At 61.0% G+C, this 26,152-nt stretch carries 21 protein-coding genes; 14 read left to right on the forward strand and 7 right to left on the reverse strand.

Annotation, left to right across the window (positions count from 1 at the left end; genetic code table 11):
- The 7 genes from ccsB to GTP45_RS10820 are packed head-to-tail and all read left to right on the forward strand — an operon-like array spanning position 1 to position 6,244.
- The gene (gene ccsB, locus GTP45_RS10790) at positions 1–1,125 is read left to right on the forward strand and encodes a c-type cytochrome biogenesis protein CcsB (RefSeq protein WP_161013867.1); all 1,125 of its coding nucleotides are present in this window, start codon (positions 1–3) and stop codon (positions 1,123–1,125) included.
- Between the two features lie 7 nt (positions 1,126–1,132).
- Positions 1,133–1,408, forward strand: a complete 276-nt coding sequence (locus GTP45_RS10795) for a DUF2818 family protein (RefSeq protein WP_161013868.1) — start codon at positions 1,133–1,135, stop codon at positions 1,406–1,408.
- A gap of 20 nt (positions 1,409–1,428) precedes the next feature.
- Entirely contained in the window at positions 1,429–1,839 is a 411-nt protein-coding gene (locus tag GTP45_RS10800) for a DUF2946 family protein (RefSeq protein WP_161013869.1), read from the forward strand.
- Between the two features lie 35 nt (positions 1,840–1,874).
- A complete protein-coding gene (locus GTP45_RS10805) occupies positions 1,875–4,169 on the forward strand; it encodes a TonB-dependent receptor (protein WP_308494599.1) in 2,295 nt (764 codons plus the stop codon).
- A gap of 12 nt (positions 4,170–4,181) precedes the next feature.
- A complete protein-coding gene (locus GTP45_RS10810; protein ID WP_161013870.1) occupies positions 4,182–5,309 on the forward strand; it encodes a sialidase family protein in 1,128 nt (375 codons plus the stop codon).
- Positions 5,306–5,809: a TlpA family protein disulfide reductase gene (locus GTP45_RS10815; protein WP_161013871.1), complete on the forward strand. Its 504-nt coding sequence runs from the start codon at positions 5,306–5,308 to the stop codon at positions 5,807–5,809. Before GTP45_RS10810 ends, GTP45_RS10815 begins: the two co-directional genes overlap by 4 nt.
- A gap of 15 nt (positions 5,810–5,824) precedes the next feature.
- Entirely contained in the window at positions 5,825–6,244 is a 420-nt protein-coding gene (locus GTP45_RS10820) for a hemerythrin domain-containing protein (protein ID WP_371874432.1), read from the forward strand.
- Positions 6,245–6,297: 53 nt separating this feature from the next.
- Here GTP45_RS10820 and GTP45_RS10825 read toward each other — a convergent pair whose 3' ends face one another.
- Positions 6,298–6,936 (reverse strand): alternative oxidase, encoded by a 639-nt coding sequence (locus tag GTP45_RS10825; RefSeq protein ID WP_161013873.1) that lies wholly within the window; start codon positions 6,934–6,936, stop codon positions 6,298–6,300.
- Positions 6,937–7,192: 256 nt separating this feature from the next.
- On the opposite strand from GTP45_RS10825, the gene GTP45_RS10830 reads away from it, so the two are divergent.
- The 4 genes from GTP45_RS10830 to GTP45_RS10845 all read left to right on the forward strand — a co-directional run bounded on the left by GTP45_RS10830 (position 7,193) and on the right by GTP45_RS10845 (position 16,196).
- Positions 7,193–9,886, forward strand: coding sequence for an N-acetylmuramoyl-L-alanine amidase (locus GTP45_RS10830; RefSeq protein ID WP_161013874.1), 2,694 nt, complete (start codon positions 7,193–7,195; stop codon positions 9,884–9,886).
- 11 nt (positions 9,887–9,897) lie between these two features.
- Positions 9,898–10,587, forward strand: a complete 690-nt coding sequence (locus GTP45_RS10835; RefSeq protein ID WP_161013875.1) for an SPOR domain-containing protein — start codon at positions 9,898–9,900, stop codon at positions 10,585–10,587.
- A 125-nt stretch (positions 10,588–10,712) separates the two neighbouring features.
- Entirely contained in the window at positions 10,713–12,683 is a 1,971-nt protein-coding gene (locus GTP45_RS10840; protein WP_161013876.1) for a peptidase U32 family protein, read from the forward strand.
- A gap of 291 nt (positions 12,684–12,974) precedes the next feature.
- A complete protein-coding gene (locus GTP45_RS10845; RefSeq protein ID WP_161013877.1) occupies positions 12,975–16,196 on the forward strand; it encodes a di-heme oxidoredictase family protein in 3,222 nt (1,073 codons plus the stop codon).
- Positions 16,197–16,259: 63 nt separating this feature from the next.
- Here the strand turns inward: GTP45_RS10845 and GTP45_RS10850 are convergent, their stop codons facing one another.
- Positions 16,260–16,478 (reverse strand): pentapeptide MXKDX repeat protein, encoded by a 219-nt coding sequence (locus tag GTP45_RS10850; RefSeq protein WP_161013878.1) that lies wholly within the window; start codon positions 16,476–16,478, stop codon positions 16,260–16,262.
- A gap of 130 nt (positions 16,479–16,608) precedes the next feature.
- On the opposite strand from GTP45_RS10850, the gene GTP45_RS10855 reads away from it, so the two are divergent.
- Together GTP45_RS10855 and GTP45_RS10860 are read left to right on the forward strand one after the other, a co-directional pair.
- Positions 16,609–17,181, forward strand: a complete 573-nt coding sequence (locus GTP45_RS10855; protein ID WP_161013879.1) for a sigma-70 family RNA polymerase sigma factor — start codon at positions 16,609–16,611, stop codon at positions 17,179–17,181.
- Complete coding sequence (locus GTP45_RS10860; RefSeq protein WP_161013880.1) at positions 17,178–17,813, forward strand: NrsF family protein; 636 nt, start codon at positions 17,178–17,180, stop codon at positions 17,811–17,813. The genes GTP45_RS10855 and GTP45_RS10860 overlap by 4 nt, the downstream gene beginning before the upstream one ends.
- On the opposite strand, the gene GTP45_RS10865 is transcribed toward GTP45_RS10860, so the two are convergent.
- Positions 17,802–20,789 (reverse strand): sensor histidine kinase, encoded by a 2,988-nt coding sequence (locus tag GTP45_RS10865; RefSeq protein WP_161013881.1) that lies wholly within the window; start codon positions 20,787–20,789, stop codon positions 17,802–17,804. The two genes, GTP45_RS10860 and GTP45_RS10865, sit on opposite strands and share 12 nt — an antisense overlap.
- Before the next feature lie 135 nt (positions 20,790–20,924).
- Here GTP45_RS10865 and GTP45_RS10870 point away from each other — a divergent pair, with 135 nt between their 5' ends.
- Positions 20,925–21,560, forward strand: coding sequence for a response regulator (locus GTP45_RS10870; protein ID WP_229258410.1), 636 nt, complete (start codon positions 20,925–20,927; stop codon positions 21,558–21,560).
- A 112-nt stretch (positions 21,561–21,672) separates the two neighbouring features.
- Here GTP45_RS10870 and GTP45_RS10875 read toward each other — a convergent pair whose 3' ends face one another.
- From GTP45_RS10875 to GTP45_RS10890, 4 genes are read right to left on the reverse strand one after another with little or no spacing between them, the layout of a single operon-like run.
- Complete coding sequence (locus GTP45_RS10875) at positions 21,673–22,302, reverse strand: 3-keto-disaccharide hydrolase (RefSeq protein WP_161013883.1); 630 nt, start codon at positions 22,300–22,302, stop codon at positions 21,673–21,675.
- A 12-nt stretch (positions 22,303–22,314) separates the two neighbouring features.
- The gene (locus tag GTP45_RS10880) at positions 22,315–22,623 is read right to left on the reverse strand and encodes an L-rhamnose mutarotase (RefSeq protein WP_217363342.1); all 309 of its coding nucleotides are present in this window, start codon (positions 22,621–22,623) and stop codon (positions 22,315–22,317) included.
- Between the two features lie 2 nt (positions 22,624–22,625).
- Positions 22,626–23,921: an L-rhamnose catabolism isomerase gene (gene rhaI, locus GTP45_RS10885; protein WP_161013884.1), complete on the reverse strand. Its 1,296-nt coding sequence runs from the start codon at positions 23,919–23,921 to the stop codon at positions 22,626–22,628.
- Positions 23,922–23,941: 20 nt separating this feature from the next.
- Entirely contained in the window at positions 23,942–26,020 is a 2,079-nt protein-coding gene (locus tag GTP45_RS10890) for a bifunctional rhamnulose-1-phosphate aldolase/short-chain dehydrogenase (RefSeq protein ID WP_161013885.1), read from the reverse strand.
- Positions 26,021–26,152 lie beyond the last annotated feature (132 nt).

Raw genomic sequence — 26,152 nt, forward strand, 5'->3', positions numbered from 1 at the left:
ATGCTTGCGTATTCCCAAAGACTGTTCACCGCGCGGTTCAACCGCAGCGGCTTATTCCTGATCCTGCTGGCGTCCGCCACCGGCTACACGCTGCTGCGCTACGACGCCTACATGGACATGTTCGACACCGCCATCCTGTTCGCCAGTGCCATCGGCTTGGCCTGCATGGCGCTGAGCTGGCCCGCGCTGCAAGTATTGAGCGTGTCGTCCGCCGCGTTGGCGCTGGCCGCCATCGGCCAGTATCGCGGCGACCTCGCGGCAGCCGATCACACTTTCCTGCTCAAGTACTTCCTGTCCAGCCAATCGGCCATCATGTGGATGGGCTTCAGCTACTGGGGCGCGACCGTGCTGTATGCGCTGGGCTGGCTGCGCCGCGAATCCAGCTGGATGCGCCTTGGCACCCGCACCGCGTGGGCCGGCAGCTTGTTCGGCCTTGTTGGCCTGCTGGTACGCTGGTACGAGTCCTACTTGATGGGTCCCGACATCGGCCACATTCCGGTCTCTAACCTGTACGAAGTATTTGTGCTGTTTAGCTTCCTCACCACCATGCTGTACCTGCACCTGGAACACCAATTCGGCAGCCGCCAACTGGGCCTGTTTGCCATGCTTCTGGTGAGCGCCGCCGTGGTCTTCATGTTCAAGTACGGCGTTGGCGCGCACGAGATCCAGCCGCTGATTCCGGCGCTGAAATCCTACTGGATGAAAGTCCACGTGCCGGCTAACTTCATCGGCTACGGCGCGTTCTCGATGTCGGCCATGTTTGGCGCGGCGTGGCTGCTGGCCGAACGCAGCTTCTTCGCCAGCCGCTTGCCTAGCCGCGCATGGCTGGACGAGCTGTCGTACAAGGCCACGGCACTGGGCTTCGTGTTCTTCACCATCGCCACCATCCTCGGCGCGCTGTGGGCAGCCGAAGCCTGGGGCGGCTACTGGTCGTGGGACCCGAAAGAGACCTGGGCGCTGATCGTCTGGCTCAACTACGCGGCATGGCTGCACACCCGGCTGGTGAAGAATGTGCGCGGCGCGCTGCTGGCGTGGTGGTCGCTGGTCGGCTTCGGCATCACCCTGTTTGCATTCCTGGGCGTGAACATGTTCCTGTCCGGCCTGCACTCCTACGGCAGTCTGTGAGGCCGCGATGAATCTGATACACGCACTCGTACTCAACCTGATGCTGGCGATGTCCTTCGCTAACCTGCCGTTCCTGCGGCTGGTGGCGGTGCGCCGCTGGTCCGTGGTCCGCAATGACTTGCTGGGCTGGGCACTCGGCTACGTCCTGTGGATGGGCGCATCCGGCGCACTCGAAAACGCCGCCGGCCAGCCGGCCGCCAAGAACTGGGAAATCTGGGCCATCACGCTGGCGCTGTTCGCCGTGCTGGCCTTCCCTGGCATCGTCTGGAGATACCTGCGCTAAGCACCAGCGCAGATTGCATCATGACCAAGCTGCTACGCAACCGGACCCTGTCGATATGGATCGCCATCTGCGCGATCCTGTCGTTCGCGCTCACCCCAGAGGTGCTGTGCCAGGTCATGCCGCGTACCGCCATGTCCCAGAACATGGCGATCTGCCACGCGCAGATGCAGTCTATGGACACCATGGAATCCATGGAATCCATGGAGTCCATGCAAGCAATGGGCGAGCAAGGCAAGCCGATGGCCAAATCGCACTCCTGCTGCAAGGTGTGCGTGTGCAATCCGGCCAGCAGCGCGCTGCCTTCGCCGCCATACTTCCACCCGCTGCCACCGGCCGCGCACGATGTACTCGCACCGCAGACCCAAGCGACCATTGCGGCCGCCGTCCACTGCAACAAGTCCAGCCCGCGCGGGCCTCCTGAGCAACTGTGAATCCAAAGTCTTTCATTCACACTAGCAAAGGAAATATGATGTCTACTCAATCGCGTGCCTTGCGAGGCTCCCTCTTTGCCCTCACCGTGGGCATGTTCAACGTACAGCAAGCCTGGGCTGCTGAAGCAGAACCGGCTGTCGAAATGGCCATGGTCACAATCAGCGCCGGCCGTCCAACCTCGCTACCGACGCAAATCCCAACTACCATCGAAGGCATCACCGCCGAACAGATCGAGCAAAGCATCAACGCTGCCGATGCTGAAGATGCGCTCAAATACTTCCCGAGCCTGAACGTGCGCAAGCGCTACGTTGGCGACTACGACCACGCCGTGCTGGCCAGCCGCGCTTCCGGCACCGGCAATAGCGCGCGTTCGCTGGTGTATGCAGACGGCATTCTGCTGTCCAACTTGCTGGGCAACGGCGCGACCTACACGCCGCGCTGGGGCATGGTGGCGCCCGACGAAATCGAACGCGTTGACGTGCTGTACGGTCCATTCTCCGCTGCTTATCCGGGCAACTCGGTCGGCGCTGTGGTCGATTATCTGACCCGCATGCCAAGCAAGCTGGAAGTACACGCGAAATTATCCGGCTACAGCCAAGGCTTCAAACAGTACGGCGGTGATGATCGCTACCAGGGCCGCCAGGGCAGCCTGTCGGTCGGTAACAAGCACGGTGATTTGTCGTGGTGGGCCAGTGTCAATCACCTGGACAATGACAGCCAGCCGATCACCTTTGCCAATAAACTGGTCAGCGCCGGTGTGCCCGGGAAGGCAGGCACGCCGGTCAAAGGCGCCATCGCCGACAAGAATCCATCGAACGCGGACTGGCTGATTCTCGGCGACACCAACCAAATCCATACGGTGCAAGATCACGCCAAGATCAAGCTGGCCTACGACATCACGCCGACCCTGCGCGCCAGCTACACGCTGGGCTGGTGGCAGAACGACGCCGACCGCCACGTCAATTCCTACCTCCGCGACAGCGCCGGCAACACCGTCACCAGCGGCACGATCAATGTCGATGGCCGCCAGTACACGCTGACCCCGTCCGACTTCGCCCCAGCCACCGGCAAGCTGGAACACCTGATGCAAGGCCTGTCGGTAAAGAGCCATACCAAGGGCGTGTGGGACTGGGAACTCGCGCTGAGCAACTACGACTACCGCAAGGATGAAGTTCGCACCGTCACCGCATTCCCGAACAAGAGCGGCGTGGCCGCAGGCAGCCTGACCGACATGAGCGGCAGCGGCTGGGACACCCTGGCAGTCAAAGGCATCTGGCGTCCATTTTCAGATAATCGCCACATCGTGGACATCGGCGCGCAGCGCGACAGCTTCCGCCTGCGCACGCTGGTTTCCGGCACCACCGAGTGGGCAGAAGGCGCAGCCGGCGCAGCCACCGCCAGCTTTAATGGCGACACCCGCCTCGAAAGCCTGTACGCACAAGATACCTGGCGCTTCGCGCCTGGCTGGAAGACCACACTGGGCGGACGCCTGGAACGCTGGAGCGCCTTCAACGGCAGCCTGGGTAACGGCAAAGTCGTCAAAACCTTTGGTGAACGCCGCGAAACCAGCTTCTCGCCGAAACTGGCCCTGTCGCACGAACTGAATGATGACTGGACCGTGAAAGCTTCGGCCGGCCGCGCGGTGCGCTATCCAACCGTGTCGGAACTGTACCAAGGCGCCATCGTCGGCGATACGCTGATGAATAACGATCCGAACCTGAAACCGGAGCGTTCGGTCACCAGCGAACTGACCGCAGAACGCAAGCTGGATAAGGGCCTGCTGCGCGCCACCTTCTTCCACGAGACCACCAACGACGCGCTGTACTCGCAGCGTAACGTCAACGTCACGCCGAACGTAACCAACATCCAGAACGTCGGCCGGATCCGCACCAACGGCCTGGAAGTCGCGGCGCAAGCCGACGACGTGCTGTGGGAAGGCTTCTCGCTCAACGGCAGCCTGACTTACGCCGATTCGATCATCGTTGATAACGCCAACTTCCCGACCAGCGTCGGTAAAGAACAGCCGCGCGTGCCACGCAAGCGCGCCACGCTGCTGGCCAGCTACCATCCTGACGATAAGTGGTCGGCCAGCCTGGGTGCGCGCTACAGCGGCAAACAATGGGGCACGCTGGATAACTCCGATCCTAACGGCTCCAGCTACACCGGCGTTTCCAGCTACTTCGTCACCGACGTGCGCGTGCGCTACCGCTTCGACAAGCAATGGAGCGCAGCGGTCGGCGTGGACAATCTCGGCAACAAGAAGTATTGGGCCTTCCACCCTTACACGCAGCGTACCTTCATCGCTGAATTGCAGTTCGACTTGCGCTAATCGGGAGTGGGCATGAAGCGATATACCTTACTCATTTCCGCGTTGCTGGCCGCATCGCCGGCCTACGCCGACCATCCGGCCGGCCACAAGGTGAAGGCGCAATTGGGCAGTTCCGCTGCGTTCGACCGTCACGGCGTGTTGTGGCTGGTCGGCCGTGGCGATCATGGCCAGTTGGAGCTGCGCCAGTCGTCCGATCAAGGCCAGCGCTGGAGCGCAGCGCAGACCATCACGCACGAACAAGTGCTGGCCGCTGGGGACGAGCGTCCGCGTATTGCCTTCGGCCTGCACGACGAAATCTACATCACCTACAGCCGTCCGCTGGACAAGCCTTACACCTCAGAGGTGCGCTTCGTCCGCTCGGCGGATGGTGGCCAGCATTTCAGCGCTCCGATGACGGTGCACAGCGACCGCCAGGTCATCACGCACGGCTTTGCCTCGCTGGCAGTCGATGCCGATGGCCGGGTGTACGTGACGTGGATCGACAAGCGCGACCTGCAAAGCGCGCGCGATAGCGGCGTGGATTACAGCGCCGCCGCCCAGTATTACGCGGTCTCCAGCGACGGCGGTATCAGCTTTGGCAGCGATAACAAAATCGCCGACCATGGCTGCGAGTGCTGCCGCAGCGCCATCGCGCTCCAGGATGGCCGCCCGGTGCTGATGTGGCGCCAGCTATTTAACGGCAATATCCGCGACCATGCAGTGGCGGAGCTACAGGCCGACGGCCAGCCGCCAGCAATCCAGCGCGCCACCTTTGATAACTGGGCGCTGGACGCTTGCCCGCATCAAGGCCCATCGCTGACGTTTAGCGCTGATGGCAGCCGCCACCAGACTTGGTTTACCGGCGAAGGCTTGTTCTACGCCGGCCCGAGTGGCACGCCAGTAAAGCTGGGTAACGAGCAAGCATCAAATGCCGATGTCGCGGTCAGCGGACAGCAAGTGCAAGTGGTGTGGAAAGAGTTCGACGGCAGCGCCACGCACATCAAGGCTATCAGCTCACGCGACGGCGGCGCAACATGGCAAGCGCGCACGCTGGCGTCAACCGGCGGCGCATCCGGCCAACCACGCCTGGCGAAAGACGGCGCACGCATTTACCTGGTATGGAGCACGGAAGCGGATTCCGTGTTGACGGTGGCGCTATGAAGCTGCGTAAACTACTGCTGGCCGCCGCGTTGCCGGCCATAGCCACGTTGAGCGCCGGCGCGGCCGCGCTGGCTGCGCCTGCCCCGCTTGCATTCGAGGCCGACGGCATGACACGTGTACTTGCTGCAAAAGCAGGCCGTCCGTTCGTCATGCTGGTCTGGTCGCTGGACTGCTCCTACTGCCACGCCAGCATGAAGAACCTGGCGGCGGCGCAGCCTGGCCTCGACATCGTTACCGTCGCCATCGAACCAGCCAGCGATCAAGCCACCACCGACGCCATCGCTGCCGCCACGTCCGCGCTCGGCCCACGCACCAGCCGCTGGGCCTTCGGCTCCGCGCCGGCCGAACAACTGCGCTACAAAATCGATCCCAAGTGGCACGGCGAACTCCCGCGCAGCTATTGGTACAACGCCCAAGGCCAGCGTGTAGCCGCCATTTCCGGCCTCATCACACCAAAACTCATCTCCGAAACCGCAACCAAAATGGGCATCCCCCAGTAACCAGAAAGGAAAACAGTGGCACGAACCGATAACTTCAGAAAACAGCACGCAGAGATCTTGCAAATCGCCCGCGACATCAATCAGCAATTGGGCCCGGTCATTTCCGAGGCCGATGCCACCACTATCCGTCGCCAGCTCAGCAAAATGCACGGCTTGGTCGGACTGCACTTGGCCATGGAAGACCAAAGCCTGTACCCATCCATGCTGAAGAGCACCGACCAGGAAGCACGCTCGCTGGCACAAAACTACATGAAGGAAATGGGCGACTTGGCGAGTGCCTTTGAACGCTATATGAATAGCTGGAAGAACGGCGGCGCCATCAGCGCCAACGCAGCCGAGTTCACAGAACAAAGCAAGGGGATTTTCAATGCCCTGTCGAAGCGCATCCACCGCGAGAACACCCTGCTGTACCCGGTAGCTGACGCCTTGCTCTAAGTCTCAGGACAAAAAAGCGGCCCGTTTTACCGGGCCGCTGTCAAGGAAGGGAATTAAACTTCTTGATGGATGTCGATGACGGTCAGCGCATCGGCAAATTCATGGTTCACATCGCGGTGGCCGACTTCGTCTTCACGCACTGCCAGCACCACGTCACGCAGGCGGGCATTCGCAGGCAGGTTCCAGTACTCGATCGCAATGGCTGGTGCTGGAACGTTTTCCACGCGGCCAGCATCGATCTCTTGCAGGTACAGCGTGTAGCTGATCACCGCTTGCTCTTCAAAATAGCCCACCAGGCGGTGTGCGGTACGTGGCGAGGTCAGGTACAGGCCGAAGAAGAACACGAAGAACAGCGCTTGCACCACCAGGATCACCAGGCGTTCAAACCAGCTAGGCTTGGCAATTTGCACAAATGTCATCAAGTGCATGCGCTCGTTTTCGGCCTCGTCCAGCAGCGTGCGGATCCAGCCGTGATCCGGGGTCATCCAGCGCAGGCAGCGCAGGTGCACCAGCATGCCGCCCACCATGCCCGGCACGGCGGCCACGGTTTCCAGTACGATCGCGCGGTTGCCGTAGCGTTTTGCAAAGAAAGTATCGGCGAAGAAGCGCAGCGTCATGGTAATGCCCAGTGCCACACGATCAGAGATATTGCGCACTTCGCGGTGTTCTTCGTGGGTTTTGCAAGGTTTCATTTTATTGCTCCCTATGGTGGTTTAAATGCATTTCTTAATTCATGCATTCAGAATACTCCTTTATGACTACGTAGGCAATGCAGTAGTTTTACGGTATTGCCTTGAGGCACGGGTTCGATGCCGATGTAAATTTGCCACTGTGACATTCGGGGAGATTTCAACCACAAAAGAGAGAGCAAAATGACAATTATGTAGGAGTTCTCCTACACGCCTCAGAATTTGCCACCTGCAAGCTAAACATTACGAGGATGCCGTCATGTCAAAATGCCCCTTTGCCGAATGGCGAGAACTCAGCGGCGCCCCGGAGGAACATCTCAGCGGCCCCACCAAGATCATCCACCACACCACCGAGGGATCAACTGCTGCAGGCGCCATGGCGGCGTTTGAGAAGAACAAGTCCAAGCCGCACTTCACTGTCGACAGCCAACACATTTACCAGCATGTCGATGCCGGTAAGAGTTCACGCGCGCTGCGTAATGAGCCCGGTGGCGTACAGACCAACCGCGCTAGCGCGATTCAGATCGAGCTGGTCGGCTTTGCCCACCTGCCGAAAGATCCGCAAGCGCTGACGAATCTTGCGCGGCTGTGCCGCTGGCTGGAGCAAACCTACAACGTACCAAATACTTGGCCGTCTGGGCCGCCGAAGCCCGCGCGCAACGGTAAAGACCCAGGCAATCACAATCGCAGCGTGACTAACTGGACCGAAAAAGGCGGCCACTATGGTCACTCCCAGGTGCCCGAAAATACCCACTGGGACCCGGGCTACTCGGCAGCCGAGGCGCAATTCCTCATGTCGGCCAAGTTCGATCAGGATGGCAATCTGCTCAACGCGTCCTTACCGCCGCTGGTCGGCCGCGCTGGCCGTGCCGGTCTCGCTGGCGAGCCGCGGTCAACGATGCCTGACCACGGTAGCAACGAGGCCACCGTCAGCACGGACAGCGCCGCGGTTCGCGAGCCACTGCCGGGGCGCAAGCTCGACGCGCGCGCGGATACACTGGACTTCCGCGACAAGATGTATGTGCCAACGCTGATCGAGGTGCCGAGCACTATTCCCCTGGAAACCTATCTGAAACATAAAATTCCGGTGCTCGACCAAGGCGCCGAGGGCGCTTGTACCGGCTTCGGCCTGGCAACCGTGGCCAACTATCTGCTAAAACGGCGCGCGGTAATGCCCGACGCCTGCCAGGTCAGTCCGCGCATGTTCTACGCACTGGCACGCCGCTATGACGAATGGCCGGGCGAAAAGTATAGCGGCTCCAGCGCGCGCGGCGCCATGAAGGGGTGGCAGAAGCACGGCGTGTGCAGCGAAGATGACTGGCCCTACGAGGCGTCCGGCGCCGAGGTTCGCTCGGACTGGACTGCCGAACGCCTTAGTGCAGCGCGCACGCGGCCGCTCGGCGCCTACTTCCGCGTCAATCACAAGGATCTGATCGCCATGCACAGCGCCATTGCCGAAGTCGGCGTGCTGTATGCGACGGCCAACGTGCATGCGGGTTGGGATGCCGTCGGGCTCAGCGGTGTCATCGAGGATAATGACAGGATACTGAGCGGGCATGCGTTTGCCATTGTCGCTTATGATCCGCTCGGTTTCTGGATCCAGAATTCATGGGGCAAGGATTGGGGACGGGATGGCTTCGCGCGCATTTCGTACGATGACTGGCTGAAGAACGGCACCGATGTCTGGGTGGCGCGGCTAGGCGCACCGGTACAGCTGAGCGAAGCCGTGTCGTACGCGACCGCGCATGCGCGCACGTCGGGACAGTCGGCCGCCTACAGCTACCTGACACTGCGTCCACATCTCATTAGTGTGGGCAACGATGGCCGGCTGCGCCCAGGGGGCGATTATGGCACTACGGCGGCCGAAGTGGCTCATATCTTCAGCAAGGACTTGCCTGATTTTTTTGCGCAATCAGCCAAGACGCCGCGGCTGCTGTTGTTCGCGCATGGTGGGCTGGTGGACGAAGTCAGCGCGGTCCAGCGTGTTGCGGAATACCGGGCAGCGCTGCTGGCCGAGGGCATTTATCCACTGGCCTTCATCTGGCGCAGCGATTACTGGACCACCGTGCTGAACATTCTGCAGGACGCCATCCGGCGCCGCCGTCCCGAGGGCATTCTGGACGGGGTTGGAGACTTCATGTTTGACCGTCTCGACGATCTATTGGAGCCAGTTGCACGCCACCTCAGCGGCAAATTAGCATGGAGTGAGATGAAAGAGAATGCGCTGCTGGCCAGTAAAGCGGGGGGCGCAGCCGACGTCGTCCTCACCCACATCGCAGCATTAAAACAGCAGTATCCAGATCTGGAACTGCATATTGCCGGACACAGCGCAGGCGCAATCTTCCAGGCCCCGATTGTGCAACGGCTGACTGCACACGGCCCAATCGATGGGGGGGCCGCTTCAGGCCTGAAGGGGCTGGGCTTGAAGATCGACAGCTGCACCTTGTGGGCACCGGCTTGCACCACCACCCTATTCCGGCAAGCCTACCTGCCGGTAATAAAGCATGAGCAGATCAAGCGCTTCGCGCTCTACTGTCTTGATGATCAAACCGAGCGGGATGACGATTGCGCAAAGGTCTACAACAAATCCTTGCTGTACTTGGTATCGCATGCGTTCGAGGAACGTAAGCGCGTACCGCTGGTGCAGGATGGGGAGCCGATCGCTGGCATGTATAAATGGTTGAGCGAGGAACTTCCAGAACTATTGGCGTTGCCGAACTGCGACGTGGTCACGGCGCCTAACAATGAGCCGGCGGGTTCGCTGCGCGCCAGCCGGGCAAAGCATCACGGTGATTTTGACAACGATAAAGACACAGTCTTATCGACACTCAAGCGCATTTTGGGCGCCACGGCACAAGACGGCCTCTCCATTGATCCCGCACAACTGAAGTTCAGCCGTTCTGCCAATAGCATCCGCCGCAGCCGCAGCAACATTGATCACCAAACCAGATAGGAGAGCAAGCAATGGAAGCCGAGACCAAAAAAAGCTTGCAAGTCTGGTTAGCTATTGTTCCAGTTATTGCCACCTTGGTCTCGACTTTACTGGTAGCGTGGGTCGGTTATACCACTAGCAAGGAAGTCGCGCTGCTGGAACGTGACGCCCACAAAGAAACCGTTCAATTGGAGCAAGTCAAGTTTCGTGAACAACAGGAGGCACGGCGTCTACAATTTCTAGAAAAGCAAATTCCTTTGCTTCTCAGTGAAAAAGAAATTGAACGCAAGTCCGCCGCAGCTATCGTACGTCTGATATATCCGAGTGAAGCAGCAGACATATTTTCTCAAGTGCTGCCGGTGGCCACCGAAGCCACGCGGCCTGCGTTGCAGCGTGACTTACAGGATGCGGAAACGCTGCGGGCAGCGACCGCCGACTGGGCTATCGTGATTTCAGGGGACAAGACGCTGGAACTCGCAAAAAAATGGACAAGCAACTTAGCCAACAAGGGCTACTCGCCTGTGAGGATCTTTTTGAGGGATGGATTCTATCGGGTAACTGCGGGAAGTTACCCTAGTAGGCTTCTTGCTGAGCAAGCTGCAATTGCATTACGTCCAATCACACGCCAAGACGCCTATGTGATTGGAGTGGGAACTTGGTGTCCAGGAGGGCGCGCCCAGAGCGCCGAAGGCCTGGAACTCACCGCCTGTCAATCAAAATAAGACGAGGATGGGACATTGCGCTGCGACCGCTGCCGTACTATATCCAAGCACCATGCGTGCGTCCGCAGGTGACTTAAGGTCTTGATTTCGCTATAATTCCCGCCTTCACAGTAAGGAATTAAGCCATGTCTCTGCTAGCCCACCAGCTCGAACTGCTGTCGCCCGCCAAAACCGCCGAAATCGGCCGCGAGGCGATTTTGCACGGCGCCGACGCCGTCTACATCGGCGGCCCGGCCTTTGGCGCACGCCATAACGCCAGCAATCCGATCGAGGACATCTCCAGCCTGGTGGAGTTCGCGCACCGCTACCGCTCGCGCATTTTCGTCACCATCAACACCATCCTGCACGACGCCGAACTGGAAGCGGCCCGCAAGCAGATCTGGCAGTTGTACGAGGCCGGCGTTGACGCTTTGATCATTCAAGACATGGGCCTGCTGGAAATGGATCTGCCCCCGATCCAGCTGCACGCCAGTACCCAGTGCGATATCCGCACCGTGGAAAAGGCCAAGTTCCTCGGCGACGTCGGCTTCTCGCAGCTGGTGCTGGCGCGCGAGCTGACCATCGAGCAGATCAAGAAAATCCGCGCCGAAGTCGATACGCCGCTCGAATACTTCATCCACGGCGCGCTGTGCGTGGCGTACTCCGGCCAGTGCTACATCTCGCACGCCGACACCGGCCGCAGCGCCAACCGCGGCGATTGCTCGCAGGCGTGCCGCCTGCCGTACACGCTCAGCGATAGCAAGGGCCGTGTGGTCGCCTACGAAAAGCACCTGCTATCGATGAAGGACAACGACCAGAGCCGCAACCTGGAGGCGCTGGTCGACGCCGGCATCCGCTCGTTCAAGATCGAGGGCCGCTACAAGGACATGGGCTACGTGAAAAACATCACGGCCCACTACCGCCTGCTGCTGGACGAGATCATGGAGCGCCGCACCGAGTTCTCGCGCGCCGCCAGCGGCCGCACCCACATCCTGTTCACGCCGGACGTGGACAAGACCTTCCACCGCGGCCACACCGATTACTTCGCCAACGGCCGTCTGGACAATATCGGCGCGTTCGACAGCCCGAAATACGTCGGCGTCGAGCTGGGCACCGTCACCCGCATCGCCACCGACCACATCGACCTGACCACCAACGCGGCCATGGCCAACGGCGACGGCCTGAACTACATGCACAAGCGCGAGACCTTCGGCATCCAGGCCAACACGGTCAAGAAGCTCGGCGAAAGCGAAGACGGCCAGCAATGGCGCGTGTTCCCGAACGAGCAGATCAGCACCCTGCCCGGCCTCAAAGTCGGCGCCACCATCATGCGCAACCGCGACCACCACTGGGAAGGCGCACTGAACAAGAAGTCGTCCGAGCGCAAGGTCGGCCTCTACATGACCCTGAGCGAACACGCCGACGGCCTGCGCCTGTCGCTGACCGACGAAGACGGCCTCACCAGCAGCACCGACGCCGCCATCGCCTACCAGCCGGCTCAGCAAGCCGAGCAAGCGGAAGCGTCGCTGCGCGTCAGCCTGGCCAAGCTGGGCAACACCATGTTCGCGTCCGAAAGCGTGGAGCTGCAACTGTCCAAGCCGTGGTTCGTGCCGTCGGCCGCGATCAACGCGCTGCGCCGCGACGCTATTGAAGCGCATGAAGCCGTCCGCCTGGCCGCCTGGGATCGCCCGGAGCGCAAGGCGCCGGCCGAGCCGCCGGCGATTTTCCCGGATACCCAGCTCAGCTACCTCGCCAACGTCTACAACGAGAAAGCGCGCGCCTTCTACCACAAGCACGGCGTGCAGCTGATCGCCGCCGCTTACGAGGCGCACGAGGAACCGGGCGAAGTGCCGCTGATGATTACCAAGCACTGTCTGCGCTTCTCGTTCAACCTGTGCCCGAAGCAAGCCAAGGGCGTGCAAGGCGTGCAGGGCCAAGTCCGCGCCGAACCGATGACTCTGGTCAGCGGCGACGAAACCTACACCCTGCGCTTCGACTGCAAGCCGTGCGAAATGCACGTGGTCGGCGCCATGAAGCCGGGTATTTTGAAATCGCCGCCGCCGTCGAACATCCCTTACAGCCCGATCACCTTCCACCGCCAGCGCCCTCGCGCCTGAGTCACTTTCATGTTGCGCGCGATGCTGCATCGCGCGCTTTCATGCACCTGTTGCTTTTGATTGCATAGTTGTTCAACTAGCTTGACAGGCAATAAAACACCAGCTATCTTCACGCCTGTTGCCATACGGCAATTCTCGCCGCGTTCACATACTTGAACCACTCGTGCGCTGCGAAAACTTTTTTTGTTGCAAAATGCGCGGCGCCACGGTGATGTACCGTTGGCAACCTTTCATACCAGCCAAAAGCCAAGGGGATAGAGCATGAAGAATCTTCCATATCGACAGCGATCAATGGAAACGTTTCAAAGACTGAAGGTAACGGGCTTGCCGCTAGCCCTGAGCCTGGCGCTGGCCGCTTGCGGCGGCGGCACCGATAATTCACCAAACGCGGAAAACCGCACCGTCAGCGCCATGAAGCGCATGGGCGGCACCTCCGTGGCAAACGAGCCGGAAGTCGCGCTGACGCCCGTTGCCGCCACTTCCAGCGGCTCCGAACGTGGCGACTTGTCGGCCGCGGCCGCCATCGACCACAACCAAGGCACCCGCTGGGGCAGCTTGTTTACCGACGGCCAGTATCTGACCCTGGATTTCGGCGTGTCCAAGCCGATCAACCGCGTCCACATCGAGTGGGAAAACGCCCACGCCACCCAGTATTTATTGCAGGTCTCTGATGATAACGCTAACTGGACGACGATTAAGACCGTCGACAACAGCCAGGGCGGCATCGAAGACTGGACGGGCCTCGGCGCCCAAGGCCGCTACCTGCGCATGCAGGGCGTGAAGCGCTCGACCAACTACGGCTATTCGATCTTTGAAATCCAGGCCTATTCGGGCGGCTCCAGCTCGACCACGCCGACCGATCCGACCACGCCAACCGATCCAACGCAGCCAGGCACGCCGGTGGTGGTTGATCCGACCAAGCCGGGCGTCGCACTGAAACCTGTTGCCGCGACTTCATCCCCAGTCGAAAACCAGGGCAACTCGGCGCCTAACGCCATCGACGGCAAACTCGGCACCCGCTGGGCCAGCGCGTTTGACGACGGCGCATGGATTCAGTTCGACTTCGGCGCCAAGACCCAGGTCGGCTATATGAAACTGGTTTGGGAAAACGCCTACGGCAAGGCCTACAACCTGCTGGTGTCGGACGATGGCCAGAATTGGACCCAGATCCGCAACGTCACCAATGGCCAAGGCGGCACCGAGGAATTCTTCAACCTCGGCGTGAACTCGCGCTTCATCCGCCTGCAAGGCGTGACGCGCGCGACCAACTACGGCTACTCGCTGTTTGAAGTCGAATTCAAGACCCCGGGCAGCGACAACACGCTGGGCAGCAGCACCACCTCGCCGTTCAAATTCCCGGCCAGCGGCGCGGGCTGGGCGCCCCTGCCTGCTTCCGAAGCCATCGAATCGCTGCAATTCACACTGCCGGACGGCACGCTGGTCACCCGCTTCGGCGCGCGCGGCCTGGGACGCCACGGCCGCGAGCGCGGCGAGGAGTGGAACGAAGCCGGCTACGGCCCGAACGAAACGGTCGATCCAGTCACCGGCCTGCCGGTCGACAAGGGCCCGGGCAATTACCTGACCTTCGTGCCGCAGTACTTCAAGAACCGCACCTGGGGCATCGAGATCATCGACAACAGCAAGGTGGCCGGCGTGACCGCGCCTCGGCTGATCGTCAACGAGTACTTTGGCCAAGCCAACCTGGCCGGCGGCATCGCCTTCTTCCGCGCCTTCGACCGCCCGGGCGCAACCGGTTACGGCTGGATGAACAACGGCGCGCTGGCGGCGGGCAACAACCAGCAAAGCTGCGCTGCGACGCCGTACCCGGCGGCGGCGAAACTGAACAGCGCCAATGGCATCAATAGCTCGTGCACTATCCTGGTCAACGACTACCCTGGCCACGCCGCGCTGAACGCCAGTGGGTTACCGAACGGTCAGACCGTGAACGCGCGCCCGCTCAAGGCCGGCGACGAGATCGAGGTCTCGCCGTCGATGTTTGCGCCTGATGGCGTAATGGCTGCCAAGGGCGACAACGGCGGCAACCGCTACTACTCGGCCGAGTTCATGTACGTCGTCGGCGTCGGCATCCGTCCATGGTACGGCGTATTCCCACGCCTTAACTCGACGCAATTGCCGGCCGAGACGCTGGCCGGTGGCCTCGGTTCGGTTTCGTACGACTACGCGGACAACGGCAACTTCATGTTCCAGCAGCCGCATACCAATATCGGCATGCAGAATATGCAGCGCTTTGTTGAAGGCCGCCGCCTGTTCCACACCAACTTCACCACTGGCGATCACAATGAGCCGGGCAATGACCGCTACGATGGCGCGGTTGGTTTGCAGGGAGCGCACTTCAATCAGTCGTCGTGCTTTGCCTGCCACGTGAACAACGGCCGTAGCTATGCACCGGCTGCGTTGAATCAGCGTCTGGATTCGATGTCGGTACGCGTAGCGACCACCAATTCGGCTGGCCAGCAGCTGCCGCACCCTGTGTACGGCACCACGGTGCAGATGAATGCCGTGTCTTCGACTGGCACTGCGCAGAACTGGGGCACCGGCGTACGCGTATCGGGCTTCGAGTCGACCACCAAGAAGCTGGCCGACGGCACTGCGGTAGAACTGCGCAAACCTAAGCTGGCGTTTGAAGGCCCAGTGCCAGATACCGTTTCGCTGCGCGCAGCCCAGCCTATCATCGGCGCCGGCCTGCTGGAAGCGGTGGCTGAAGCGGACATCCTGTCCCGCGCCACCAGCGCACCGGACGTCGATGGCGTGAAAGGCGTGGCCAACTACGTGTACGATCCAGAGACCGGCGCGGTGCGACTGGGCCGCTTCGGCTGGAAGGCGTCGAAAGCGACCCTGCGCCAACAAGCTGCTGCTGCACTGATACAGGACATGGCAGTCACCTCGCCGGTGTACCGCAACCGTTCGTGCAACAGCGATCCTGCTGGCTGCGCATCGGCTCCGGCGCAGAAAGGCATCACCGAGGCTGACCTGCAATCGCTGTCGCGCTACCTCGCACTGGTGGCGGTACCTGCCCAGCGTAGCCTGGCCAGCGGCTTCCCGAAAGGCGTAGCGCCGATCGATGAGCTGAACGTCGATCCAGCCAAGGTAGCGGCAGGCGCCAAGGTATTCCAGGGCATGCGCTGCGCGGCTTGCCACACGGCTGAAATGAAGACCGGTAACGGCCACCTGTTTGCAGAACTGCGTAACCAGACCATCCGTCCGTACTCCGACCTGCTGCTGCACGACATGGGCACCGGCCTGGCCGACAAGTTCGCGGAAGGCCAAGCCAAGGGCAATATGTGGCGTACCGCGCCGCTGTGGGGCCTGGGCTACACCGAGAAAGTCATCGGCAACGCCAGCAAAGCCGGTTACCTGCACGATGGCCGCGCACGTAACCTGACGGAAGCCATCATGTGGCACGACGGCGAAGCAGCCAAGTCGCGCCAACGCTTTGAAGCGCTGTCGAAGACCGACCGCGAAGCACTTCTGGCGTTCCTGAAGTCGCTGTAAGGTAGTTTGCCAGTCGCCCGGGGAGGACTTTAGCGCCTCCTCGGGCGCTTTCTTTTTGGGCGATTACTTCTTCATGTCGTCCTTTTTCATCTCGTCCTTCTTCATCTCTTTTTTCATTTCCTCCTTCTTCTCGTCCTTCTTCATCATCCCGTCTTTTTTCATTTCGTCCTTTTTCATCATCTTATCGTTGGCCATTTTGTCCTTGGACATGGCGTCTTGCGCGTAGGCGGCGCCGGACATCGACAGGCAGGCGGTAATCAAAGCGATAGCGATTTTGTTCATGATTGCTCCTCGTTTAAGTAGAATGGACAGTCTTGCGCAGTAGGCCTCTGCGACAGGTAATTCGCAGTCATCCTCAACGAGGTTACAGCGCTTCAAAAAAAATTTTCACGAACTGTTACCAAAGGCGTCAATGGATCGAATAACAGGGCAGGATCGCTTGCGCCACACGGAACTGCGGCTGCATGCGCTGTTTCTGCAAGGGCTGGACGGTGACGCCAAGGCCTATCGCGGTTTTTTGCAAGCGATAACGCCGTACCTGCGCGCCTTCCTGCGCCGCCGGTTAGGAAGTTGGCCAGACCAGGTGGAAGATCTGGTGCAGGAGTCGCTGCTGGCGATCCATAACCAGCGCGCAAGTTACGACACCGGCTTGCCGGTCACCGCGTGGATTTACGCCATCGCGCGCTACAAGCTGATTGACTGGCTGCGGCGCCACGCGCGGCAAGACAGCCTGCATCAGCCGCTGGACGATGAAGATGCGCTGTTCTCGACCGCCGACCAGGATGCCGGCGAGGCGCAGCGCGACGTGTTAACTCTGCTGGCCACGCTGCCGGAGAAGCAGCGCGACGCCATCATCCACACCAAGCTGGATGGATTGTCCATGCGCGAGGCGGCGGATTTACTGAATATGTCGGAAGCGGCAGTCAAGGTATCGGTGCATCGCGGCTTGAAAACCTTGGCCACCACATTGCGAGAAGCAAAATGAAAACAGATGATTTGATCGAGATGTTATCCAGCGGCGCAGACACGCAGCCGGCGCGCGATTCCCTTGCACCGCTGTGGCTCGTGGCAGGCCTGCTGGTCAGCGCGGCGCTGATGCTGGCGTTGCTCGGCGTACGAGCCAACCTGTTTGAAGAACTGATGTTGCCCGCGTTCTGGAGCAAGCTGGTATTTTCGCTGGCACTGACGGCCGCAGGCTGGCTGGCCGTCAAGCGTCTATCCGCACCCGGTGCGCGCACCACCGCCCTGCCGTTCTACATCGGCGCCCCGGTGGCGGTAGCCTGGCTGGTGGCCGCCGCAGTCCTGCTGCAAGCCGCACCTGCGGCGCGCGCAGACCTGTTCTGGGGCACCACGTGGCGCTACTGCCCATTGCTGATCGCATTGATATCGCTGCCGCTGTTCGCCGCCGCCCTGCGCATCATGCGCAGCCGCGCACCAACGCGGCTGCGCAGCGCCGGTGCAGCGGCAGGATTCGCCGCCGGCGCGGCAGCCGCCGCCGTCTACTGCCTGCACTGCCCGGAACTGAGCATCGTATTTGTCGGCTTCTGGTACTTGCTCGGCATGCTGATTCCCGCCGCCATCGGTGCGCTCATCGGGCCGCGTGTTTTAGCCTGGTAGCCAGCGATTGCGCTTCGACCTGTGGTAGGCGCTACTCGCAGGCAGCGCAAGGCGCATGGTGGTTCCGGCGCCCTCCGCTGATTCGAGCGTGAGTTCAGCGCCGATGCCCTTTGCCCGCTCGCGCATGCCGGTGAGGCCGAAATGCCCTTGGCTTTCCCCCGGCAGCTCTGCGGCCTTCGGCATGCCGACGCCGTCATCGCGCACGGTGATCGAGAATGCGTTTTTGCCGTAGTCGATTTCCATGCCGATGCTGCTGGCGCGCGCGTGCCGGAATGCGTTCAGCAGTGCTTCCCTGCCGATGTACACTACTTCGTCCTGCACATCGGCTTGTAGCAGCCGTGCCTCGCCGTTGATGCGCAAACTGAAGTTTGCCGAGCTTTGATCTTGCATCGACTCGGCCACCTTGGCAAACGCTTTCGGCAAGGCCTCAACGGAGCCACTGGAGCGTAGTCCCATCACTTCGCTGCGGCCCTCTACAATCAGCTTGTCCGCATCGTCGAGGATTTTCTCCACCATCGCCTGCGATTCGCCGTCATCCTTGACGCGAAAGCGAATGCCGTCGATCCGCAGGATTAAGCCCTGCAGGCTTTGCAGGAATGTGTCGTGCAGTCCCCGCGCGATGCGTTCGCGTTCATCCAGCCTCTCCTCCAGGCGCTCCTGCATGCGCGCCGTCAGTGCCCGCATGCGCCACAGGTATAGCAGATACAGCACGATCAGCAGCAGCACCAGGCAAAGCAGCTTGAAGCCCTCGGTCTGCACGAAAGTAGGTGGAATGTCGAACGCGATGCTGTCGCCCTTTTCATTCCACACGCCGTCCTCGTTGGCGGCAATCACGTCGAACCTGTAATTACCCGGTGCCAAATTAGTGTAGAACGCTTCCCGCGCGGTGCCGGCCTCACGCCATTGCGCGTCCACGCCGCTAAGGCGATAGCGGAACTGCACCCGCTCCGGCATGCCCAGCGACGTCGCGGTAAATTGAATATTCAGCGCGCGCGTGTTGTGCGGCAGTGTGCGGTCACCGGCGGGCAGGTAGGCTTTGTCTTCGGTGACGATAGACTTGATCATGACGTTCGGCGCCAGCGTATTTTTCAGGATATGGGCAGGGTCGATCCAGCCGACATTCGCATTGGTGGCATACCAGATGCGGCCGTCGGGTGCTTGCGTCAGTGATGGCAGCGGCGAGATTTGCGAGGCCAAGCCTTCCAGTCCGTCGAGGTGATTGAATTCCTCGACCACGCTCACGCGCCCGGCGCGCGCTACCGCCGCCTTGATCTCCGCGGCCGCAATGCGCTTGATGCCATCCACGTGATGCAGCCACAAATCGCCATCGGCCGTTTCCACGATGCCGGAGGTGCCGTTGAAACTGTCGCCGCCGGCGCGCGTCAGCTTCACGAATCGGCCGCCGTCCAGGTAGGCCAAGCCGCTTTCGCCGCCGGCCCACACGCGGCCGGAGCGGCTTTGAATCGCCAGTACATTGCCGATATCCAGCCCTTCCGCTGCGCCATAGCGGGTCAGTTTCCCGTCGCGCAGCACGGCGATCCGGCTTTTCGTGTAACCGATCCAGATCGCGCCTTGCGCATCGGCGAACAGCCAGATCGCGGTGTCCTTGCCAAGTTCCTCCACGCCGCCGCGCGCAGTCCAGACGCCGTCCTTGAAAGTGTAGATGCCGCGGCCAAGCATCGATAGCCAAAGCCTGCTATCCTGCCCCCAAGCCATGGCCTGCACCCGGCGTCCTTTCAGCTCGGCCGGAAAATCCCAGCTGCGCTGCTGATTGCCATCGCGCCGCCATAACTGGCTCTCGGTGCCGAACCACATGGCGCCGCCGGGTTCGCGCAAAGTCGCCAGCGCGGTGTTAAAGCCGGCCTGCACGCGCTGGCCGTTGGCCGCGATGCCGAACGTCTCGGAGCCGTAGCCGCCACTGATCCAGATCGTGCCATCGGCGCCGGGGCTCACCAGCGGTGAATTGAACTTGGGCGGCAACGGCACGGTGGTCAGCTTGGTCTCGCGCAAACGATCCACGCCCAAGTCGGTGGTGAACCACAGGTTCCCTTCCCTATCGTCGAAGATGTTGGCAAAAGTGTCGTCCGTGAAGCCCTGCGCCCGGGTGAAACTGCGCACCGGCTTCATGTCCCGATCCAGCAGCTGGATACTCTTGCCGGTATTAAGCCAGAAGCTGCCTCGCTTGTCGCTCTTGTAGCTGAAAATACCGGCATCGTTGCGCGGCACATCGATTTTTTTCAGCGCGCCGGTCTCGGGATCGTAGGCCGTGATGCCGGACTTTTGACTGAACATCCAGATCGTGCCGTCGGGCCGGTCGTCGCCGCCCTCCACGCCGGGCAAGGTCAGCACCCGCTTGAATTTGGGCTCGCCGGCCGGACTGCGATACACGTCGTCGCCGATATAGGTGATGACACCACCGTCGGCCGGGAAGTTCATCGCCGCCGAGCCACCCTCGGGCAGGCCTTGATCGGCGCCCGCGCGGCGCCAGCGATCACCATCGAGCCAGTACATGCCGTAGCCGGACGAGGCCCACATCACGCCTTTTTCGCTGCGGTCCACGTAGCGGATCGCGCCGGCAGGCAGGCCGTCGGCGGCCTCGTAGTGCTTGACCTTACCCTTGTTGAAAACGCTGATGCCGCCGAATTGGTAGGTCAGCCACAGCGCACCGTCGAAGTTAATCAGCGAGATGACGTTTGTCGACAGCAGCTTGTTACCGTCGATGTTGTCGATCCGCTCGAATTTTACGCCGTCGAAGCGGTGCAAGCCGTCGTAAGCGCCGAACAGCATCATGCCGTCGGCCCCCTGCGTCATAAACAGCACGTTGGACGGCGCGCCATCCTTCTTGGTCCACGCGGTATGGTGCATGGCCGTGTGCCAGAACGGCAGCAAGTCGTTGGCCGGTTTGGCAGCCCATGCCGACGCAGCGCAGGCGAGACTAATACAAGCGAATAAATACCTCAGGGGGCGACGTCGCATAATTCCTCGGCTGTTAAGTGATTCGCAACATTCAAGAGTATCACGCCCGCATTTGCACTACCCAATACAGGTTATTGTCGCCTAGGCTATAAGCGTGACACAATGAACGATATCCGCCGCATTTTGGAGCCAGCTTTGACCATCACGATCATGTCCGTGGATGACCATCCGATCTTCCTCGAAGGCGTAGCCAGCGTGATCGCCAATGCGCCGGACTTCCGCCTGGTCGCCGAAGCCACCTCCGGCCGCCAGGCGCTGGCCGAGTATCGGCGCGTGCGGCCCGACGTCACGCTGATGGATATTCGGATGCCGGACATGAACGGCATCGACGCCATCACCGCCATCCGCGCGGAATTCCCGCACGCGTGCATCGTGGTGCTGACCACCTTTGAGGGCGACACTCACGCGCTGCGCGCGATGAAGGCCGGTGCGGCCGGCTATATGCTAAAGAGCATGGTGCGCAAGGACATGCTGTCGATTGTGCGCTCAGTGTTTGAAGGACATCGCCATATTCCGCCATGCGTCGCCGAAGCGATGGCGACCCATATCCCGGCGGACGCCTTGAGTCCCCGCGAAATAGAGGTACTGGCGCAGGCCGCGATCGGCAATAGCAATCGCCGCATCGGCAGTGAGTTGAACATTTCGGAAGAAACGGTGAAGGTGCACATGAAGAACCTGATGGCCAAGCTTCAGGCTAACGACCGCACCCACGCGGTGATCATGGCACTCGCGCGCGGCATCATCGATGTGCCGATGCGATCAACTACGTGATTAGATTGCGCGCGCCGTTGACAGCGTGTGCGCGAATCTTGATACTAGAACTGCACTCCTTCCCTGCCGGTACACACTCTCCCTCGTCTCCTTGGCCGGCAGGGTTTTCTCCTTAATTCAGCGGCGTTAGTTCCACGCGGCGCAATTCGTAAGGCGTGCCTTCCAGCTGGAAGCCAATGCGGCCCGACGCAGGCGATACCTGCGACACGCGATTTTGCAGCACACCGTTCACCGTTACCTCCACTGTGCCATCGCGGCTGACGATGTCGCACGCGTTCCATTCGCCCGCAGGCTTCTCGCTATCTGCGGCCGTATGCGCCTTGATGCGGGTCTCCGCACCCGGCGCGCTGGTCAATGGTTCGGAAAAACTGCCGGCCGCCATCGGCAGTAAATCACCAACTGCGCCAAACTTGGTTTGCACTTGCAGGCTGACGGGCCACACGCGATCGAATGTACCGGGGCTAATGTGCAGCAGCACGCCGCCATTACCCGGCTTGCCGGTCCAGCGCCACTCCACGTGCAGCTTGTAATTGCGATAGCTCTCACGCGTGGCCAGGAAACCGGACGGCATGCCGGCCGAGGCGATGACGCCGTCGGGCAGCACGCGGAACGCGTCTTCAAGCGCGGCGGCCGGCGTGGTTTGTAATTCCCAGCCGCTGAAATCGCGGCCATTAAACAAAGAAACCGCGCCCGCATTGTGCGCGGACACGGCCAATATCAAGACACCCAACAACTTCTTCACCACGTCTCCTTTTCAAGCAAAGTGAAACACCTGCTGCAGAGGCCATTCGCGCGGGCGGTTGCCCGGCTCAACCTCCATCAAGTCCGCCATGTAGTTCCACCAGCGCTGCATGACCGGCTTGATCGGCAGGTCTTCGATCTTATGATCGGGCCACAGTTTCAGCACCGCGAACAGCTGCAACGACTCTTCGTCCAGGAAGATCGAATAGTCATAGATACCAGCGTCGCGCAGCGCTTTGCCGAGATGCGGCCACAGTTCATCGTGACGCCGCTTGTACTCGGCAGCTGCGCCGGGCTTGAGCTGCATCCGAAACGCGCGCATGTTCACACGATGCCGCTGCTGCTGGCGCCTGCCTTGGCTGGACGCGCCTCCGCCACTTTCGCACGGTAGCCGCTGGCACGATAACACGCCACCGGATCAATCGCACCGCCGGAACGCAGCCGCGCCATCGCCAGGATCGCGCTGACGTCGGTGCGGTAAGCCTGTTTCAGCGCTTGCGCCGATTGTAGCGCATCGTTGGCCTCCTGGTGCTGGCGCAAGGCCGCGCGGTCCACCAACTGTGCCTGCACAAACGCGCGCTGCACTTCCACCGCGCTGCTCATCAAGCTTTCTATCGGATCGGTGACGTTGTGCGATTGATCGAGCATATAGGCCGGCTTGAACGCCGCACCGCCGCGCTCCGCCGCATCGGCCAGCTCGTTAAACACCAGGAACAGCTGGAACGGATTGATGCTGCCGGAATCCAGGTCGTCGTCGCCGTACTTGCTGTCGTTGAAGTGGAATCCGCCAAGCTTGCCGAATTGCGCCAGCCGCGCCACGATCATCTCGATATTGGTATTGGGCGCGTGGTGCCCAAGGTCGACCAGGCAGCGCGCCTTGTCGCCCAAGGTTTGCGCACAAGCGAAGCTGGTGCCCCAGTCGGCGATGGTGGTGGCGTAGAACGCCGGTTCGAACAGCTTGTGCTCGATGAACATCAGCCAGTCCACCGGCAGCGCCGCATAGATATCGCGCATGCTGTCCAGGTAGCGCTCCAGCGCACCGCGCAGATTGTGCTGGCCGGGGAAATTGGCGCCGTCGCCCACCCACACCGTCAGCGCCTTGGAGCCAAGCGCCCGGCCAAGCTCTATGCATTCGATATTGTGCGCCACCGCCTGCGCGCGCGTGGCGGCGCTGTTGGCGGTCAAGCTGCCGTACTTATAGCTGTGCTCTTGGCCCGCTTGGTCCTGGAAGGTATTGGAATTGACCGCGTCAAAATACAGGCCGTGATTCTGCGCCTGCTGGCGCAACGCCACAGGATCAGTCGTTTTATCCCACGGGAAGTGCAAGGACACGCCCGGCGTAGCGCGCGTCAGTTGATGAATGACCGCGCAGTCGTCCAGTTTCTCAACCACGTTGCGCGGCTCGCCACGGCCTGGAAAACGCGCAAAGCGCGTGCCGCCGGTGCCAACGCCCCAGCTAGGTAAGGCCACGGCGAAGGTCCGCGCCGCCGCAGTCAACTTCTCGATATCCACGCCGCGCCGTGCCAGCATGCCGCCCAGCGCTTCATAATCTGCATTCAGCCCGGCGCGCAGCTGAGCGTTATGCTCCTCCGCGCGGCCGCTATCGATGATGGTGCTCACATTGTCTCCTTACTTTTTTCTTATCGCGTGAATGCGCCGGCGTTGCCGGCGTCCACGTTGAGGATATTACCAGTGCTCTTGGCCGCCTTGTCGCTGGCGAGGAAGTACACGGCTTCTGCGATATCCTCGGGCAGCACGCTGAGTTTGAGCATGCTGCGGTCGCGGTAAAACGCTTCGACATCGTCGGCATCGATTTTATTCGACTGCGCGCGCTCCTGCTTCCACTTGCCGTCCCAGATGCGCGAGCCGCGGATCACCGCATCGGGATTGACCACGTTGACGCGGATACCGTGCGGCGCACCTTCCAGCGCAATGCAGCGCGCGAGGTGAATCTCGGCGGCCTTCGCAGTGCAGTAAGCCGAGGCACCGGCCGATGCGACCAAGCCGTTTTTGCTGGCAACGAACACCATGCTGCCGCCGAGCTTTTGCTGCTTCATGATGCGGAAGGCGGCGCGGCTGGCCAAGAAGTAGCCTTTCACGAGGATGTCCTGGTTACGCTGCCACACATCCAGCGTGGTGTCCTCCAGGGGAGCAGACGAAGCGATGCCGGCGTTGGAGATCAGCAGATCGAGTCCGCCAAACTTCAATGACGCGGCCTTCAGCACCTTCTCGACGTCTTCCTCGCTGGTGATGTTGGCCACCACGCTGCCGACATTATCCTTGCCGCCTGCTTTGTCCAAGTCCTTGTGCGCCAGCTCCAAGGCTTCGCCATCGATATCGGTCAGCAGCACGCATGCGCCCTCTTGCAGCAACTGCTTCGCCACCGCCTGGCCGATACCGCCTGCGCCACCGGTCACCAATGCGATGCGGCCGGCAAGGCTTTTAGGCTTGGGCATGCGCTGAAGCTTGGCTTCCTCAAGCAGCCAATATTCGATGTCGAACGCCTCCTGCTCTGGTAGGCCAACATAGTTATCGACGCCGCTCGCACCGCGCATCACGTTAATGGCGTTGATGTAAAACTCGCCAGCGATGCGCGCAGTCGCTTTATCCTTAGCGAAGGACAGCATGCCGATGCCAGGAATCAGATAAATAATCGGATTCGCATCGCGCACGGCCGGGCTGTTTTCGTGCTTGCAGCGCTCGTAGTAAGCCACATAGTCCGCGCGGTACTGCGCCAGCGCGTCATCGAGACCGGCCACCAGTTTATCGAAATCGCCGTCGTATTCGATAACGAACGGACGAATCTTGGTGCGCAAGAAGTGATCCGGGCACGATGTACCCAGCGCCGCCAGCGGCTTCAAATCGCGGCTGCACACAAATTCCAGTACCGCCTCGCTGTCATCGAAGTGACCAAGCTTGTATTCATCGCGGCTGATCTTCCCGCGCAACAGCGGCATCAAGCGGGCCGCGAATGCACTGCGCTGCTCCGCCGGCAGCGGCACACTGGCCGCACCGCCGAACACCGGTTGTTTCACATTCGCCGCAAGCCATTCCTCCGCGCGCTTGATGATCGCCAGCGTGGTCTCGTAGCAGCTCTTCGCCGTATCGCCCCACGTGAACAGGCCATGGCCCTCGAGGATAATCCCCTTCAATTGCGGCTGCGATTGCGACAGCGCCTCCAGCTTCAGGCCGAGATCATAGCCGGGACGCTGCCACGGCAGCCATCCCAGCGCGCCTTCGAAAATCTTCTGCGTCAGCGCCTGGCTGCTGGCGCAAGCGGCGATCGCAATCACCGAATCAGGATGCATGTGGTCGACGTGCCTGCGCGCGATGTATGCATGCAGCGGCGTGTCGATGCTGGCGGCGCGCGGATTCAAATTGAAGGTGCAGTGCGGCAGATAAGCCACCATCTCATCCTCGTGCGCCAATCCGCGATAGCGGCCCTTCAGCGCTTGCAGCTTGTCCATGTACAGCGTCGAGAAGCCATCGATCTTGATGCTGCCCAGGTCACCGCCGGAGCCTTTCACCCACAGCACCTCCACCTGCGCTCCGGTCAGCGGATCGGTCATCATCACCTTGGCCGAGGTATTCCCGCCGCCGAAATTGGTGATGCGCAGATCCGATCCAAGCAGGTTGGAACGGTACAGCAGCAGTTCTGGTTCGCTCATGCTGGCTGCGGCGGCATCGTCCCACAAGGAAGCGATCGGGGGTTCTTTCATTGCTGGTCTCCGTTGTTGTGTTTTACCTTTTCAGTAGAAATCAGTGGGCCATGGGTGTCAATGCATAAGCAATCAAGTTGATGACCAAGAGCCAAATAATCACATCGATGATTAGTGCGTGAGCAAAAATGG

The organism is Duganella rivi, assembly GCF_009857435.1.
Taxonomy (GTDB): Bacteria; Pseudomonadota; Gammaproteobacteria; order Burkholderiales; family Burkholderiaceae_D; genus Rugamonas; species Rugamonas rivi.

Bases quoted from the DNA above. Each gene is read 5' to 3' on its own strand.
- ccsB (WP_161013867.1), top strand. From the start codon at position 1: ATGCTTGCGTATTCCCAAAGACTGTTCACCGCGCGGTTCAACCGCAGC.
- GTP45_RS10795 (WP_161013868.1), top strand. From the start codon at position 1,133: ATGAATCTGATACACGCACTCGTACTCAACCTGATGCTGGCGATGTCC.
- GTP45_RS10800 (WP_161013869.1), top strand. From the start codon at position 1,429: ATGACCAAGCTGCTACGCAACCGGACCCTGTCGATATGGATCGCCATC.
- GTP45_RS10805 (WP_308494599.1), top strand. From the start codon at position 1,875: ATGATGTCTACTCAATCGCGTGCCTTGCGAGGCTCCCTCTTTGCCCTC.
- GTP45_RS10810 (WP_161013870.1), top strand. From the start codon at position 4,182: ATGAAGCGATATACCTTACTCATTTCCGCGTTGCTGGCCGCATCGCCG.
- GTP45_RS10815 (WP_161013871.1), top strand. From the start codon at position 5,306: ATGAAGCTGCGTAAACTACTGCTGGCCGCCGCGTTGCCGGCCATAGCC.
- GTP45_RS10825 (WP_161013873.1), bottom strand. From the start codon at position 6,936: ATGAAACCTTGCAAAACCCACGAAGAACACCGCGAAGTGCGCAATATC.
- GTP45_RS10830 (WP_161013874.1), top strand. From the start codon at position 7,193: ATGTCAAAATGCCCCTTTGCCGAATGGCGAGAACTCAGCGGCGCCCCG.
- GTP45_RS10835 (WP_161013875.1), top strand. From the start codon at position 9,898: ATGGAAGCCGAGACCAAAAAAAGCTTGCAAGTCTGGTTAGCTATTGTT.
- GTP45_RS10840 (WP_161013876.1), top strand. From the start codon at position 10,713: ATGTCTCTGCTAGCCCACCAGCTCGAACTGCTGTCGCCCGCCAAAACC.
- GTP45_RS10845 (WP_161013877.1), top strand. From the start codon at position 12,975: ATGGAAACGTTTCAAAGACTGAAGGTAACGGGCTTGCCGCTAGCCCTG.
- GTP45_RS10850 (WP_161013878.1), bottom strand. From the start codon at position 16,478: ATGAACAAAATCGCTATCGCTTTGATTACCGCCTGCCTGTCGATGTCC.
- GTP45_RS10855 (WP_161013879.1), top strand. From the start codon at position 16,609: ATGGATCGAATAACAGGGCAGGATCGCTTGCGCCACACGGAACTGCGG.
- GTP45_RS10860 (WP_161013880.1), top strand. From the start codon at position 17,178: ATGAAAACAGATGATTTGATCGAGATGTTATCCAGCGGCGCAGACACG.
- GTP45_RS10865 (WP_161013881.1), bottom strand. From the start codon at position 20,789: ATGCGACGTCGCCCCCTGAGGTATTTATTCGCTTGTATTAGTCTCGCC.
- GTP45_RS10880 (WP_217363342.1), bottom strand. From the start codon at position 22,623: ATGCGCGCGTTTCGGATGCAGCTCAAGCCCGGCGCAGCTGCCGAGTAC.
- GTP45_RS10890 (WP_161013885.1), bottom strand. From the start codon at position 26,020: ATGAAAGAACCCCCGATCGCTTCCTTGTGGGACGATGCCGCCGCAGCC.